Source organism: Hydrogenophilus hirschii (assembly GCF_054656675.1).
Window position 1 is genome coordinate 700,939 of sequence record NZ_BAAHXQ010000001.1, and the last position, 15,902, is coordinate 716,840.

Consider the following 15,902-nt stretch of genomic DNA (forward strand, 5'->3'; position numbering starts at 1 on the left):
TTTACGCAATTGTGGCGTGATTGGTTTGGGCCATTACCGATTGCACCAGGCGCTCAACGGCCGCGGCGCGCTCGGCATGCGTGGGAAACGTGCCGGTTCGGACCAAGGTGTCGCTGCCTTTGATCTGCACCGTTCGGTCGCTTTGGATGAGCGCGACCACTTTGGCCGGGTCTACGGGGGCATCGGTGGCGAATCGCACCAGGATCCGTTGCGCGTTGGCGTCGACGCGGGCTACCCGATACGGGAGCAACCGAATGCGCAGCCGATGGGTCGCGATGAGCGCAACGGCTTGCGGTGGCAGCGGCCCGAAGCGGTCGATCAGTTCGCTTTTGAGCGCATCGACCGCCTCGTCGTCGGCAGCGTCGGCGAGCCGTTTGTAGAGGTCGAGGCGCACTGCGATGTCCGGACAGTAGCTTTCGGGGAGCAGCGCCGGTTCGCCCAACGTGATTTCGGTGGTTACCGCAAACGCAGCAAGGAGCGACTCTGAGGCAGACGCATCGCTCTGTGCCGCTTTACCGGGCGCTTCTGACGTCGCGTTCTGCGCTTTGAGGCGGCGAACCGCTGTTTGGAGCATCTGAGTAAAGAGCGCGAATCCGACCGATTCGATCGCACCCGATTGCGCTTCGCCCAAAATTTCGCCCGCACCACGAATCTCCAGGTCGTGCATCGCCAGGGTGAAACCGCCGCCGAGCGATTCCGCCTGCGCGATCGCTTCCAACCGCCGCGCACCGGCAGCGGTCGGCTTGATGTGTGGGTCGAGCATCAGGTAGGCGAACGCTTGGTGGTGGCTGCGACCGACCCGCCCCCGCAATTGGTGCAGTTGCGCCAGGCCGAAGCGGTCGGCGCGTTCGATCAGGATGGTGTTCGCGTTGGGGATGTCGATACCGGTTTCGATGATGGTGGTGCAAAGAAGCACCTGCAGCCGCTGGTGGATGAAGTCGCGCATCACCCGTTCGAGCTCGATTTCGCTCATTTGGCCGTGCGCGACGCCGATCCGGACGTTGGGCAGCAATTTTTGCAACGCTTCGAGCGCATTGCCGATGGTGCGCACCTCGTTGTGCACATAGAAGACTTGACCGCCACGCCGCAGTTCGCGCGCCACGGCTTCGCGAATGAGCGCGTCGCTCTTTTTGACGACGAACGTTTTGACCGCAAGCCGTTTCGCCGGGGGGGTGGCAATTACCGAAAAGTCGCGCACTCCTTCGAGCGCCATCCCGAGCGTGCGGGGAATCGGTGTGGCCGAAAGGGAAAGGGTATGGACGTGCGCGCAGAAGGTACGCAGCGCCTCTTTCTGGCGCACGCCGAAGCGATGCTCTTCGTCGATGATCACCAAGCCGAGCCGCGCAAACCGCACGTCGGGCTGAATGAGGCGATGGGTGCCGATGACGATGTCGACGGTGCCGTCGGCAAGCGCCGCCAACGTCGCTTTCTGGTTTTTGCTACTGGTAAAGCGCGAGAGCTCGGCGATTTGGAGCGGCCAACCGGCAAAGCGGTTGCGAAAGGTTTGGGTGTGCTGTTCAGCCAACAAGGTGGTTGGGGTGAGGATCGCCACCTGGCGGCCGTTCATCGCGGCAAGGAACGCGGCGCGGAGCGCCACTTCGGTTTTCCCGAAACCGACGTCGCCGCACACCAACCGATCCATCACTTTGCCAGAGGTAAGGTCGGCGATCACCGCGTCGATCGCGGCTTGTTGATCGGGCGTGGTTTCAAAGGGAAAGCCCGCGGCGAACGCTTCATAGCTGGCAGCGTCGAATGCGAACCGTTCGCCACCGCGCGCGGCCCGCTCAGCATAGAGCGCCAGGAGCTCTGCCGCGGTATCGTGCGCTTTTTCCGCCGCTTTGCGTTTCTCTTTTTCCCACTGACCGGAACCGAGTTCGTGAAGCGGCACCGTTTCGGGGTCGGTTCCCAGGTAGCGGCCAATGAGCGCCAGTTGGGTCACCGGGACGTAGAGCGCGGCGCCCCCCGCATATTCGAGGTGGAGGAATTCCGCTTCACCCTCAGGGCCGGCAAGGCGCACGAGGCCTCGGTAGCGTCCGATTCCGTGTTCGAGGTGCACGACAGGGGCACCGGGGGTGAGTTCGGTGAGGTCGCGAATCCACGCCTCGGGATCGTGTGCGGCGTGTTTGCGTTTCGTCCCTCCTTTGCGCCGCACCAGATGCGCGAAGAGCTCCGCTTCACCGAAAAAGGCGAGGCGCCGTTCCGCGTCGAGAAAGCCGTTTTCCACGGGCGCGACCGTGAGCGCGAGTGGCGGTCTTTCTGCCAGGAAAGTTTCCCACTCGCGCACGTCGCTCGGTTCCCAGCCCACCGCGCGCAATTTCTCACGCACCGTTTCACGGCGCCCTTCGCTGGAAACGGCAAGGAGCACGGTCCAGTCGCGGTGGGCGTCGAGCCATGCGGCCAATGCAGCAGCCGGTTGTTCGGCGCGCGCATCGAGGGCGATCGGGGGAAGCTCGTCTTCAGCGCGTTCGGGAAGCGAGAGGTCGATCCGCGCACAGGCAGAGAGCCGACCGTGAAACGCCTCGGGCGGCAACATCCAAGCCTCTGGTGGCAGCAGCGGGCGATCCGGGTCGGTGTTGAGCAGCCGGTAGCGGTCGAGCGCTTCTTGCCAATCGGCCGTGACGGTTTCGGCAACCGGACCCAGGGTGACCCAGAGCGCGTCGGGCAGATAGTCGAAGAGGGTGGCGGTTTCGTCGAAAAAGAGTGGCAGATAGTATTCGATCCCGGCGGGCAGCAACCCCTGACTGACCTGTTTGTACAGGGCCACTTTGCTGGGATCGCCCTCGAAGGTTTCGCGAAAACGGCGGCGGAAGGTCGTGCGCCCCTCGTCGTCGGTGGGAAACTCGCGTGCCGGCAAGAGTTCGATCGCCTCCACCGGGTAGAGCGTGCGCTGGGTGTCGGGGTCGAACGTTTTGATGGTTTCGATTTCGTCGTCGAAGAGTTCGATCCGATAGGGGAGCGCTGCGCCCATCGGGTAGAGGTCGATGATCCCACCGCGAATCGCGAATTCTCCGGGGCGAAGCACCTGGGCCGCGGGTTCGTATCCGGCCAGGGTCAATTGGGCTTTGAACGCCGCCAGATCGAGCGTTTCCCCTTTGCGGGTGCGAAACATTCGCCCGGCAACGAACGCAGGCGGCGTAAGTCGCGGTAGCGCCGCCGCCACCGAAGTCACGACGATGTCGACCCCCTGCTGCGTGATCGCAAAGAGCGTCGCGAGCCGTTCGGAGATCAGGTCTTGGTGGGGCGAAAAGGGGTCGTAAGGCAGCGTTTCCCAGTCGGGAAAATGGCTGACGCGGAGTTCCGGCGCAAAAAAGGTGAGTTCGGCTTGGATCCGGAGCGTCTCGGCGGCATTCGCTGCCAAAAGGACGAACGGTGCGCGCGTGCGGCGCTTCAATTCCGCGAGGTAGGGGGCAACCAGCCCAGGGAAGGGGAGCGGCAGTTTCGCCCGTTGCCCCGCTTTCGGGAGATGAAAGGAGTCAGGAATCATGGGCGGGGATTATACCGCCCAGCCATTCGGAGACGAGGGTGACGACGCGATCTGCGACTTCTGGTGAGACCATTTCGGGATCCGTATCCGTTTCGATTTCCATCCAGACCTTGTGCGGGGAAGGAATCAATGCCCAAGCGCTCTGATTGGGCTGGTTGAGGTTGCTGTTTGCTGCGGTAACGAGCTGGATCGGCAAATCCCACTGGCGCAAGACCGACGCGCCCGCCAGATCGAGCCGCCCAAAGGGGGCCGAGAGCGCGCGAAAGCGCGCCGGGGCGTGATCGATGAGCCGCATCGCTGCTGCGGCAGCAGTGCCCCAACCGACTGCGACCAGAAGGTCGGTAATCGGAGCCAGGAAGGGTTGGTGGTCGATCCATTCCAAGGTCTTGTGGCACCGTTCGGTGAGTTCGGCGATCTGAAAACTGCGCTCTTCGCTGTGCGCGGCTTCTGTCGCGGGAATGAGCGCAACCGTGAGCGTGGCCCATCCTTGTGCTTTGAGGGGTTCGACAAGGGCGTAGAGAGGCAGGTCGATCCACCGCGGGACGACGGTTGGGTCGAAAAGCAGCGCCAAGCCGTGGCATTCATCGTGATAGGCAAGCTCGGCATCGAGCCAGAGTCTGCGCTCGATCTTGATCCCAACGGGCAGGTGGCGGTGTCGTTTCATCGCGGGTTCCAAACGGACGGTGTCTCCAACCCGCTTGTTTACGCAGTCAGCCGGATGGGGATGCGCCGATTGCCGAAGTGCCCGGGCGTGCGGGTGAAACGCCCTTCCAAAGGTCGGTGGCAGTCGGGGCAAGCGCCGTCGGGGGTGAGGCGATAGGCGGTGATCGCATAGCCGTCACGGGCGATCAGTGCCGCGCCGCACCCGGGACAGAAGGTCGTACTGCCCTCGCGATCCCAGATGTTCCCGGTATAGACATGCCACAATCCTTCCGCCCTGGCAATCGCCCGGGCGCGTTGGAGCGTTTGCGGCGGGGTGGGGGGAAGGTCGCGCAATTTGAAATCGGGGTGAAACGCGGTGAGGTGGAGCGGAACGTGGGGCGCCAATGCGTCGCGGATCCAACGGGCGAGCACGCGGATTTCGTCGTCGCTGTCGTTGAGCGTGGGTATGATGAGTGTGGTGACCTCGACCCAGACCGTGGTGTGATGGACGAGGTATTTCAAGGTCTCTTTGACCGGTTCGATGTGGCCGCCGCAATAGCGTTGGTAAAAGTGTTCCGTGAATGCCTTGAGATCGACGTTTGCGGCATCCATGACACTGAAGAACGGAGCATACGCTTCGGGCTCGATATAGCCGTTCGTCACCGCAACGGTGTAGAGCCCCACTTCGTGTGCGGCACGCGCGCAATCGATCGCATATTCTGCAAAAATGATCGGGTCGTTGTAGGTAAAGGCGATGCCCGCGGCGCCCGTGGCTTTCGCTGCGGCGACGATGGTTTCTGGGGTGCCTTCGTCGCCAATCGTCGCGTCGAGCGCTTTCGCAGCGGAAATCGACCAGTTCTGACAGTATTTGCATGCCAGGTTACAGCCCGCGGTGCCGAAAGAGAGCACGGCGGTACCGGGGTAGAAGTGGTTGAGGGGTTTTTTCTCGATCGGGTCGAGACAAAAACCGGTAGAGCGGCCGTAGGTGGTGAGCACCATGCGCCCGGCGTCGTTGGCACGCACCAGACATGCGCCGTGTTGTCTCGGGCGCAATTTACACCGCCGCGGACAGAGGGTACATTCCAGACGACCATCGGCAAGCGGTCGCCAAAATTGCGCTGGGTGACTCATCAAGGTGCTCCTTGCGGTGCGCCGGTTTCACGGTGCGCGGGTTCGTGCCATGCGGTCACGGTGTAGCGCCAAGCCTTGAGCCCCGGTACCGGACGAAAGGGGTCGAGCCCCGCCTTCTGTTTGAGCGCAGCCAGAAAGGTTTTCGGATCGGGAAGTTGCGTCCAAACTTGGGGCAGAAAGGTGGCGCGGTAGGGGCCTGCCGCGAGGATCAATCCGTCCTGGTGGGGGCGCAGTTGCGCAATCAGCGCCGTTTCGTCGGTGAATGTGAGGGGTTCCGGTGGGGAGAGCAACGAGACTTCCAGCGTGATCGCCGGCCATTCGTGGCGCGAGAGGGGCGGAAAGCGGGGATCTTCGAACGCGGCAGCGAGCGCGTTGGCGCGCACGTCTTCGCGAAGGGGGCGGTAGGCTTCCAGAGAACCGATGCACCCTCGGAGTTGGTGGTTCTGAGTGAGCGTGACGAAGGTCGCGCCAGGAGTGTCGAGTCGTGGGTCTTCCGCCACGCTCAGTGATTCGCCCGTCAGTGCGTGATGGATCGCGGCACGCGCATGCGCAAGCAGCGCATACCCGAGTGAGTCGTCGATGGTGGGGGCGTCGGCGATTGGCTTCGCGGTCATTTTTTCCTCAATGCAGGTGCGTGGCGGCGCCGTGTGCGGGAAACCACGCGACACTGGCGTAACCGACGACGCGGTCGCGTGGCCCTTCCGTGTCGGCGCTCGTGCCGTACGCGATCAGTTCCGGGGTGAGACCGTGCTGCTTGGCAGCGATCAGCAGCGCGTCGATCGCGGTCGAGCCGCAGGCGTCGTCGGGCTCCAACGTCGGATCGAACGCCAGGATGCGTTGCAGTGTTCGTTGATCGAGCGCACGCGCCTCGACGTCGGGGTGGTAATGGGAGAGGTCGGAACTCACCACGATCAGGGTTTCCGGCCCGCCCCACAACCGCGTCATCACCTCAGCCACTTTGTGCGGTTCAACCCAGCCGACGACGAACGGGACGATCGCGAAATCGTCGAGGATTTGCTGCAGGAACGGGAGTTGGACCTCGAGCGCGTGTTCCAGCAGGTGCGCACGCTCACTCCGTTCGACGTCGGGATGCTGTAGCGCAACAGCGGAGGCTGCGACATCGACTGGAACGTCACCGAGTGGCGTTCGGAAAGCCGAAGTTTCCGGTAGCGCCAGACCCAACACGGGGACCCGGTGGGCTGGACCGAAGAGCACCACGCGCCGGATGCGGTCGGCAAACGGGATGAGTAATCGATAGGCTTGCGCTGCGATCGGCCCCGAATAGACGTAACCGGCGTGGGGGACGATCAACGCCTTGGGCGGAACGTCGGACCGTGGAACGGGAGGGGTTCGCCGCAAAAACGCGGTAATTTGCGCTGCGAGCGTTGTTGGGTCGGAAGGGTAGAAGAGCCCGCTTACAGCAGGTTGCCGGGTCGTTGCTCTTTGATGCATCGCGCTTCGTATCCTAAGGCTGGGATACGAATCAATATAGTGCTAATGCGCGCCGATTTCCAGCGGATAATCGGCCCAGCAGTTGGGGGTTTCGTACAGACGGACGCGCGCCAGACGCAAATGGCGGCCGTAACGCGCGCGGAAATGGGGTGCTAGGGTAGTGAATGCAATGCGCGCCAGGTTCTCTGCGGTCGGGATCACATCGAGACGCACGGTGCGGTGGTTTGGCAATACCGCATCAATTGCGTCGGCAACCGGGTCTTCGTTCCACACCAGGAACGCATGGTCCCAGTGGCCGACGAGTTGCTCCCACGCGATTCGCTTGACGTCGCCGAAATCCATCACCATTCCCCGTTCGGGAGACCCCGGCGTTTGGTCGGGCATGCCGACGAGCGTCAATTCGAGGACGTACCGGTGGCCATGGACGTGGCGGCAGAGGCTCCTGTGGTCTGGAATCCGGTGGCCAGCGTCGAACTCGAGCCGCCGGGTGATCGCAAATTCGGCTTCAACGCCAGGGGGCAGATCCGGTTGCCGTTCAAGTGTCACGATGCAGTCCCTTCAGCCATGCGCTTCCGGCCGCATGGCGGGGAAGAGGATCACGTCGCGAATGTTCGGCGAATCGGTGAGCAGCATCACCAGACGGTCGATTCCTACCCCGCAACCGCCCGTGGGGGGAAGGCCATACTCGAGCGCGCGGATATAGTCGGCGTCGAAATACATCGCTTCGTCGTCCCCCGCCTCTTTGGCGCGCACTTGGGCGCGAAAGCGTTCGGCTTGGTCGTCGGGGTCGTTGAGTTCCGAAAAACCATTGGCGATCTCGCGCCCGGCGATGAAGAGTTCGAACCGTTCTGCGATCTCTGGGTTGGTGTCGCTGCGTCGCGCCAGCGGTGAGACTTCAGCGGGGTAGTCGACGATGAAGGTGGGGTCGAAGAGTTCGCTTTCGGTGGTTTCTTCGAAAAGCGCCAGTTGCAGCGCGCCCACCCCTTGCTCGGGGCGGGTTTCGACTCCCAATTCGTGGAGTTTTGCGCGTAACCAGTCGGGGTCGTTGAGCTGAGCCACCGACCAACCGGGATGGACGTGGTGAATGGCTTCGACGATCGTCATGCGCGCAAAGGGGCGAGAAAGGTCGAGGGTGCGCCCCTGATAGACGAACGTTTCGCTGCAGAGTGCCACCCGCGCGGCGTGGCGCAGCAACCCTTCGGTAAAGTCCATGATTTTGCGGTAGTCGGCGTACGCTTCGTAGAACTCCATCATCGTGAATTCCGGGTTGTGGCGCGGGCTCAACCCTTCGTTGCGGAAGTTACGGTTGATTTCGAAGACCTTCTCGAAGCCGCCCACCACCAACCGTTTGAGGTAGAGCTCTGGCGCGATGCGCAGATACATCGCCATATCGAGCGCGTTGTGGTGGGTGACGAACGGGCGCGCGTTCGCGCCGCCAGGGATCGGGTGGAGCATCGGCGTCTCCACTTCGAGGAACCCATATTCGACCATGTAGTTGCGGATGGCCTGGATGAGGCGGCTGCGCGCAACGAACCGCAACCGTGTCTCTTCGCTCATGATGAGGTCGACGTAGCGTTGCCGATATTTGAGTTCTTGATCGGCGATCCCATGGTACTTGTCGGGAAGCGGGCGCAGGTTTTTCGTCAGCAACCGGATCGATTCGGCGTGGATGGTCAGTTCCCCGGTGCGCGTTTTGAAGAGCGTCCCCGAAACGCCAACGATATCGCCGATGTCCCAATGTTTGAAGTCCGCGTAACGGTCCGCACCGACGGAATCCCTTGCGACATAGACCTGGATGCGGCCCGACATGTCCTGAAGGGTGATGAAGCTGGCTTTGCCCATCACCCGTTTGAGCATGATGCGGCCGGCAACGACTGCCGAAACGCACAATTGCTCCAGTTCTTCCTGGCTTTTTTCCTCGTAGGCCTCCGCCAGTTTTGCGGCATAATGAAGACGTTCGAAATCGTTGGGGTAGGCAATGCCCTGTTCACGCAACGCAGCCAGTTTGCGCCGGCGCTCTTCCATCACGGTGTTGAGTTCGTGTTGAGCGGTGGATTCGTTCATCGTGCCAACCATTCCGGGAAAAGAGACCGACGCGAATTGTCGCACGCGGCGCCCCTTTGCGCAAAGTGAGGTGTGAGATGGAACTCTTTTGGCGTCTCTATCGCTGGGTTGAGGCAACCTTCTTCAATACGCTCACCAAAAAGCTCGCGAGCATCGTTTCGGTTGCCCTCTTTGCGGGTGGGTTTTGGTGGTTGTTTACCGCGCTGGAGTCTCGTTTGGTTGCGGCGGGTGTCGAAGCCGCGCAGGTATCGCAAATCTTTGCCGAGGTCACGCCGTGGTTCTGGGGGCTTTGGGGCGCACTCCTGCTGTACGCCGTTTTTCTGGTCTGGTACCTGCGCTATCTCATCGTGCGTCCGGTGCGTACGATGACGCACATCTTCGAGACGTTGGGCAACGACCGGCGTCTCGGAGATCTTTCGATCGATTTGCCCGAATTGTCGCAAGACGAGCTGAGCGAACTCGCGCGCGCGTACAACGCGTTCGCGAAGCGGATGCGGCAGATGATCGTCGATCTGCGGGCCTCGGGACTCGAAACCGGTCAAGAAACCGTCGTCACCAAACACGAAATCGAAACGGCGGCGAAACGGGTAGAAGCTCAGCGCAACGCAGCAGCCGATGCGCAACGGGCAAGCGAAGCAATCGTCGCGGCGAATCGTTCGGTCTTGGCGAAGACGGAACATCTCGACGAAATGATGCATCGCAATTTGGATCGGGTAGCCGAAGCGGTCGAAGCGCTGCGTGGTTCCGTGGCGAAGGTGAAGGTGGCGCGCGAAGGCGTGGCCGCGTTCAATGGGCAAGTGGAGGAGATCATGGCGCGTGCCAAGGAAGTTCGCGGAATCGCCGACCTGATCCGCGACATCGCGGATCAGACGAACCTATTGGCGCTCAATGCGTCGATCGAAGCGGCACGTGCCGGGGAGATGGGGCGTGGCTTTGCGGTGGTCGCCGATGAGGTGCGCAAACTCGCCGAGCGGGTCAATGTCGCGACGAGCGACATCTACCGCGATCTCGATTTAATGCTTACCGAGGTGCAGAAGACGCAAGCTCAGGGGGAGACGATCGTCGATCGTGTCCGTCAGACCGAAGCGGACATCGAAGCGACCAATACGCTTTTCGAATCGATGGCAGCGGAGTTGAACGCGAGTCGCGTTGCCCTCGACGAGATCGTCGACGCCTCGAAGACGATGAGCGTGGCCAACGAGGACGCCGCGAAACAGGTGAAGGAAATCGTGCAGGCGAGCGAAGCAGTCACCCAAGTGATCGACACCAGCCGCCAGCATATGGAGCAGCTGGAAGCACGAACGGAGAAAACGCTCGAACTGCTTTCTCGCTACCGTATTGGTTTCGGGCGATTGGACCACGCGGTATCTGAGACGCGGCGCTTCCGCGATCGTGTCCAAGCTATTCTCACGGAAATGGCGACAGAGGGCATCGACATTTTCGATCGCAACTACCAACCCTACCTCAATTGCGAACCGCCCAAATTCAAATTGAAGTGGAGCGATGAGTTCGTAAGGCGGGCGCAAGGGCTCCTCGATGAGACGTTGTCCCGTATCCCTAACGCGGTCTTTGCCGTTGCGGTCAATACCGATGGTTATCTTTCTGCGCACAACAAAAAATTCAGCCAACCGCTCACTGGCGACCCAGCCAAAGACCTGGTGGGGAATCGGACGTATCGGAAATTCACCAACCATCACGAGTTGCGCGCCGCGCAAAACGATCGGCCGATTCTACTACAGACCTACCGGCGCGATACGGGCGAAATCCTTGCCGATATCGCGATGCCGATTTACGTCAATGGTCGCTTGTGGGGCAACGTGCGGGTAGGGATGCCGATCTCGGTTTTGGTCGAAGAACGCACGAAAGCCGCGTGAAGCACCGTTTGAAGGCAGAAGAGGCTTTGCAGACTGCTTGCTGCGAAGCCTCTTTTTTATGGGTTCGTGTTCCCTTGTGATCGGGAACGTTCGTTGAGCGCGATATTGACTTCGAGCATCTCGACGTTTTCTTTGCGCTCGAGATGAACTTTGATCGCGTCGGCGTCAACCGGGTAGTATTTTGCGACGACTGCCAGGATCTCTTCCTGAAGTTGTTGCAGGCGCGCGCTTTCTTCAGGAGAGCTCGCTTGTCCTTCGGGCAGCTCCCGCATCAAAACCATGGTGAGCCGCTCTTTGGCGATGCTTGCGGTCGAGCGCGGTTTGCGCCCCAACCAGCGGTCGAGCAGAGACAACCCAGCCATTTCAACCACCTCCCAGTAGGCGCTTCAATAGCCCCGGTTTTTCGTAGGTGGTGAAGCGCAGCGGTCGGTTCTCCCCGAGGAAACGACCGACGACGTCGTCGTAGGCCTGAGCCGCCTTGTCCTCTTTGATGAGGATCACCGGTTCGCCCTGGTTGGAAGCGTGCAGCACCCCTTCCGATTCGGGAATCACACCGATCAAGGGGACGCGCAGAAGCTCCAAAATGTCTTTGTAAGAGAGCATTTCGCCCTCTTCGACCCGTTTCGGGTTGTACCGGGTGATCAAAAGGTGCTCTTTGATCGGTTCCCGGCCTTCGATCGCGCGCCGTGTCTTCGACTGCAACAATCCCAGGATGCGGTCGGAGTCGCGCACCGAAGAGACCTCCGGGTTGGTCACGACGATCGCTTCGTCGGCAAACATCATCGCCATCAACGCGCCATGCTCGATTCCGGCGGGCGAGTCGCAGACGACAAAATCGAAGCCCATCTGCTGCAATTCGTGCATCACCGCTTCGACGCCCGCTTCGGTGAGCGCTTCTTTGTCCTTGGTCTGCGAAGCGGGTAGGATATAGAGCGATTCGACCCGTTTGTCTTTGATCAGCGCTTGGTGGAGCTTCGCGTCTCCTTGGATGACGTTCACGAAATCATAGACGACGCGGCGTTCGCAACCCATGATGAGGTCGAGATTACGCAACCCGACGTCGAAATCGATCACGGCCGTTTTGTACCCGCGCAACGCCAAGCCGGTAGCGAACGCGGCGCTGGTGGTGGTTTTTCCTACGCCCCCTTTCCCCGAGGTCACGACGACGATGCGCATGATGTTCGATCCGTAAATTCAATTTCAGGGTTCGATGATTTCGAATTGTAACCGCATTTCCGTTTTTTCTGATTGGGGTTCCAAGCGGACCTGTACGGGCTTACCCGAAAAGGCAGAAGGGACACCCTGTTCGAAGGTTTTGAAGATCCCCGCGATCGCGACGAGCTCGGGTTGGAAGCGCTGCGCGAAGATACGTGCCGATTCCAAGCCATACGCGCCTGCGATCGCTCGCCCGGCAAGGGGCCCCCAGCAAATGATGTGCCCTCCTGCGATCACTTCGCCACCGGGATTGACTCCGTTCATGAGGATCACGTCGCCGTCGGGATGATGGATCTGCTGCCCGGAGCGAACGGGACGGTCGATGATACGCGTGGCGCTCGTGGGCGATTCGCTGGGTTCTGCTTTCGCTCCCTCAGGCGTTGCCGCAAGCGGGCCATTCCATTCGGGTGTGACCGCTCTAGTGGCTTGTGGCATTGGGGAGGCGGTACGCTCCGCAGGAATGGCATCGAGCAGCGCCAGGTTGGTGCGCGCAAGCGCCGTATGAAACGATTCCGGAACACTGCGCACCCCAACCGGTTGCAGACCGATGCGGCGCATCAACGCAGCGATTCCCGCCCAATCGACCTGAGTGGGCCACTCGGGCACTTCGCTAAAATCGAGCACCGCCACTTCGCCAGCAAAGTAGCGGTTGGCGCCAGCGAACACCTTGTGGAGTTCGTCTGCCAAACGGGCGGGGCTGGTTGCGGCGAGTGTCACGACGAAACCGGCAAGGTTCGTCGGAGTGAAGCGGACGATCGGTTCCGGCATCGCAATACCTCAATGAATGCGAGGGGAAGAGGGAAGGTCGTTCGCGAACGCGGCAAGCGCTTCGTTGCGCTCGAGCCGGTAGGTGTGTCCTGAGAGTTCGTCGTGGATCTCCACGACACCCTGTTCAGCCAACATCGCCTCCACTTCGTCACGTCCGATCAAACGCAAGAGCCGTTGGATCCGTTCGGGTTCGACCCGGTCGTACGGTATGATCGGCACCGAGGGGAATGCGCGAATGGTCTCTTCGGCAAAGAGCCGCGTCAAAAGGGTGCTGGCGTCGAGTTGCACGAGTTCCGTTTCGCGCAAGGTTTCGGCTAAAAGAACGGTACGCCGCCAACCATCGGGGTCTTTTTCGTCTGCGGTGGGCAATTTCTGGATCATCAGGCCGGCTGCGGTCTGGTCGTCGGCGCTCAGCCAAAGCCGCGTGGGCTGTTGATCCGATTGCGCAAGGAACGCTTCCAGGGCGTCGTTGAGGGTCGTCCCTTCCCACGGGACGATACTGATATACGGGGTATGCGTCGCGGGCAGTTCCATGATCAGAGCGAGTTGCGCCGCTTCGCCCAACAGTTCGCGGAGTTCCGCGTCGTCGGCGATCGGGATCGCTTCGTCGCGCCGTTGCGCGACGGCACGCAGCTCGCGTTCGAGCGAAAGATCGACGACCACGAGCGGAACGAGCCCTTTTCCCTGCGCCTGCAATGTGATCCGCGTGGGGGTTTTGAGGCGTGCCGATAGGAGCGCCGCAAAAGCGGTGAGTTGCCCAAGGGCGCGCCGAATCGCCGGAGGGTAACGACGGTGCGCCAAAACGCGCTGCCACACCTGGGTCAGTCGCACATGGGCGCCACGGATGTCCGTATTTTCGAGTAGGAAAGGGGTCACGCAATCGGTCGATTCTGGGGTCATCGCGCGGATTTCTCCTGTTGCGCGCGGGCAAGGGCCAGCGCGAGCGCCGTTACCGGTTCTTGGGGTCGAGTGGGGTTGTGTTTGGCAGGTGTGGCGGTACGGGAACGGTTGTGCGCGCCGTTGTGCGCTGTTACGGTCGTGCCGGAGGGGACACTGTTGGGTTTCCCGCTACGTTCGTGTTGGGCACGCATCGAGAGCGCAATGCGCTGCCGTGCTTTGTCCACAGAGAGCACCCGTACGCGAACGATTTGCCCCGGTTTGACGACGGTCAACGGATCTTTGACGAAGCGGTCGGCAAGTTCGGAGACATGTACCAACCCGTCTTGATGCACGCCGATATCGACGAATGCGCCGAAATGGGTGACGTTGGTGACCACCCCTTCGAGCCACTGCCCTTCTTGGAGGTCGTCGAGCGATTCGACCCCTTCGGCGTAGCGGACGGTGCGAAACTCGCCGCGTGGATCGCGCCCCGGTTTTGCCAGCTCTTCGAGGACGTCCTGCACGGTAAAGAGGCCGAATTGCGCGTCGGTGAATTCGTTGGGGTCGATCGCGTTGCGCCAGTCGCTTCGCCCCATCACCTCTTTCACCGTTTTCTGGATGCGCGCGAGTATCCGTTCCACCAGCGGATAGGCTTCGGGGTGGACGGCAGAGGCATCGAGCGGTTCGTCTCCGTCGCGAATGCGTAAGAAACCAGCACACTGTTCGAAGGTTTTTGGGCCCAGCCGGGGCACTTCGAGGAGTTGCGCGCGGCTGCGAAAGGGGCCGTGCTGGGTGCGCCACGCGACGATCTCCCGCGCTAGCGTGCGATTGAGCCCGGAGACGTAGGCGAGGAGCGCGGGCGAGGCGGTGTTGAGATCTACCCCTACGGCATTGACGCAGTCCTGAACGACCGCGTCGAGCATCCGCGCGAGTTCCACTTGATCGACGTCGTGTTGGTATTGCCCGACACCGATCGATTTCGGGTCGATCTTCACCAACTCTGCCAGGGGATCCTGCACGCGGCGGGCGATCGAGACCGCGCCTCTGAGGCTGACATTGAGTTCCGGGAGCTCTTCACTGGCGAGTTCACTGGCCGAATAGATCGAAGCGCCCGCTTCCGAAACGATCAACTTCATGGGGCGTGCGTCGTGGGGCAAACGCGCAAGGAGTGTGTCGATCAGCTTTTCGGTTTCCCGGCTCGCGGTGCCGTTGCCGACTGCGATGAGTTGCACTCGGTGTGTCGTTACCAATTCGGCGAGGCGCGCAAGTGTTGGCTCGACGTGGCGTTTCGGTTCGAACGGGTAGCAGGTTTCCGTGGCGACGACGGCGCCGGTGGCGTCGATCACCGCGATTTTGATCCCGGTGCGAATGCCCGGGTCGATTCCCATCACGACCTGGTTGCCGGCAGGCGGCGCAAGGAGCAGCTCCTTGAGGTTCGCCGCAAAGATGCGGATCGCTTCCCGTTCCGCGTTTTCACGCATCTGGTTGAGCGCGTCGCGTTCGAGTTGCGGGTGGAGTTTGGTGCGCCAGATGCGCGCAAGGGTCTGGGTCCGCCACGCTGCTGCCGGGTCGTCGAGTCGATCCCACCCGATCCGACGGGCGATCCACGCCAGGAAGGGATGGGGCTGGTCTTCCGCGGTAGGGATATCGACGGCAAGGTGCAGCACCCCCTCGTTGCGCCCGCGTAGGAGCGCCAATGCGCGGTGTGAGGGAATAGAGCGGATCGGCTCTTCGAACGCGAACCAGTCGCGAAATTTTGCGGCGTTCGGGGCGTTGGAATCGAGCACCCGCGACCGGATCACCGCCTCGCTCCAGAACCGTTCGCGCAACGGTTGCAACAAAGCGGCGTCTTCGCTGAGGCGTTCGCTCAAGATCGCGCGGGCCCCTTCGAGCGCCGCAGCGGCGTCGGCAAACCCTTTTTCCGGAGCGACGAACGGTGCGGCGAGCACTTCCGGCGGGGTTTCGACTCGGCCCATGAGCCGGTCGGCAAGGGGTTCCAATCCGGCTTCGCGCGCGATACTTGCCTTGGTGCGTCGTTTGGGTCGGTACGGCAGGTAGAGGTCTTCGAGCGCCTGGCGTGTCTCAGCCGACATGACGGCCGCTTCGAGTTCGGGCGTGAGATGGCCCGCTTCGCGCAGCGTGTTGAGGATCGTTTCGCGGCGCGCTTCGAGCGCCCGCAGCGTCAGAAGCTGGGTTTCGATTTCGCGCAGTTGCGCGTCGCTCAATCCTCCTGTTGCCTCTTTACGGTAGCGGGCGATGAAGGGAACCGTTGCCCCTTCGTCCATCAGCCGCACCGCGGAGATCACTTGGTGCGGCGAAACGCCAATCCGCTCGGCGATACGGGCTTCGATCGAAGGCAAGTGTGTCGTCGTCATGGTATTCGGTTCGATCCA

Annotated in this window: 13 protein-coding genes; 1 reads left to right on the forward strand and 12 read right to left on the reverse strand. The window is 61.6% G+C overall.

The genetic code is table 11. The features are described 5' to 3' along the window. Nucleotide 1: 1 nt before the first annotated feature. From mfd to lysS, 7 genes are read right to left on the reverse strand one after another with little or no spacing between them, the layout of a single operon-like run. Nucleotides 2-3,484, reverse strand: coding sequence for a transcription-repair coupling factor (mfd, locus tag ACYQ4Z_RS03510; RefSeq protein WP_219972460.1), 3,483 nt, complete (start codon nt 3,482-3,484; stop codon nt 2-4). Continuing rightward, a complete protein-coding gene (locus ACYQ4Z_RS03515) occupies nt 3,474-4,148 on the reverse strand; it encodes a hypothetical protein (RefSeq protein WP_219972458.1) in 675 nt (224 codons plus the stop codon). The genes mfd and ACYQ4Z_RS03515 overlap by 11 nt, the downstream gene beginning before the upstream one ends. A gap of 38 nt (nt 4,149-4,186) precedes the next feature. Next, entirely contained in the window at nt 4,187-5,257 is a 1,071-nt protein-coding gene (gene amrS, locus ACYQ4Z_RS03520; protein ID WP_219972456.1) for an AmmeMemoRadiSam system radical SAM enzyme, read from the reverse strand. Continuing rightward, nucleotides 5,257-5,871, reverse strand: a complete 615-nt coding sequence (gene amrA / locus ACYQ4Z_RS03525; protein WP_219972455.1) for an AmmeMemoRadiSam system protein A — start codon at nt 5,869-5,871, stop codon at nt 5,257-5,259. The genes amrS and amrA overlap by 1 nt, the downstream gene beginning before the upstream one ends. Before the next feature lie 7 nt (nt 5,872-5,878). Beyond that, nucleotides 5,879-6,709 (reverse strand): AmmeMemoRadiSam system protein B, encoded by an 831-nt coding sequence (gene amrB, locus ACYQ4Z_RS03530; RefSeq protein WP_219972454.1) that lies wholly within the window; start codon nt 6,707-6,709, stop codon nt 5,879-5,881. 42 nt (nt 6,710-6,751) lie between these two features. Then, on the reverse strand, nt 6,752-7,255 hold the full coding sequence (locus tag ACYQ4Z_RS03535) for a 6-pyruvoyl trahydropterin synthase family protein (protein ID WP_197713786.1): 504 nt from the start codon (nt 7,253-7,255) through the stop codon (nt 6,752-6,754). 12 nt (nt 7,256-7,267) lie between these two features. Continuing rightward, nucleotides 7,268-8,773 (reverse strand): lysine--tRNA ligase, encoded by a 1,506-nt coding sequence (gene lysS, locus ACYQ4Z_RS03540; protein WP_459860052.1) that lies wholly within the window; start codon nt 8,771-8,773, stop codon nt 7,268-7,270. 77 nt (nt 8,774-8,850) lie between these two features. On the opposite strand from lysS, the gene ACYQ4Z_RS03545 reads away from it, so the two are divergent. Then, nucleotides 8,851-10,647, forward strand: coding sequence for a methyl-accepting chemotaxis protein (locus tag ACYQ4Z_RS03545; RefSeq protein WP_459860053.1), 1,797 nt, complete (start codon nt 8,851-8,853; stop codon nt 10,645-10,647). A gap of 56 nt (nt 10,648-10,703) precedes the next feature. Here ACYQ4Z_RS03545 and minE read toward each other — a convergent pair whose 3' ends face one another. Genes minE through ACYQ4Z_RS03570 form a run of 5 tightly spaced genes read right to left on the reverse strand, consistent with a single transcriptional unit; the run spans nt 10,704 to nt 15,884 of the window. Beyond that, nucleotides 10,704-11,000, reverse strand: a complete 297-nt coding sequence (gene minE / locus ACYQ4Z_RS03550; protein ID WP_349497523.1) for a cell division topological specificity factor MinE — start codon at nt 10,998-11,000, stop codon at nt 10,704-10,706. A 10-nt stretch (nt 11,001-11,010) separates the two neighbouring features. After that, complete coding sequence (minD, locus tag ACYQ4Z_RS03555; RefSeq protein WP_179949085.1) at nt 11,011-11,823, reverse strand: septum site-determining protein MinD; 813 nt, start codon at nt 11,821-11,823, stop codon at nt 11,011-11,013. Between the two features lie 24 nt (nt 11,824-11,847). Next, nucleotides 11,848-12,630, reverse strand: a complete 783-nt coding sequence (gene minC, locus ACYQ4Z_RS03560; protein ID WP_119334921.1) for a septum site-determining protein MinC — start codon at nt 12,628-12,630, stop codon at nt 11,848-11,850. A gap of 9 nt (nt 12,631-12,639) precedes the next feature. Continuing rightward, entirely contained in the window at nt 12,640-13,530 is an 891-nt protein-coding gene (hslO, locus tag ACYQ4Z_RS03565; protein WP_219972447.1) for an Hsp33 family molecular chaperone HslO, read from the reverse strand. Beyond that, the gene (locus ACYQ4Z_RS03570; RefSeq protein ID WP_459860055.1) at nt 13,527-15,884 is read right to left on the reverse strand and encodes a Tex family protein; all 2,358 of its coding nucleotides are present in this window, start codon (nt 15,882-15,884) and stop codon (nt 13,527-13,529) included. The genes hslO and ACYQ4Z_RS03570 overlap by 4 nt, the downstream gene beginning before the upstream one ends. Between the last annotated feature and the right edge of the window lie 18 nt (nt 15,885-15,902).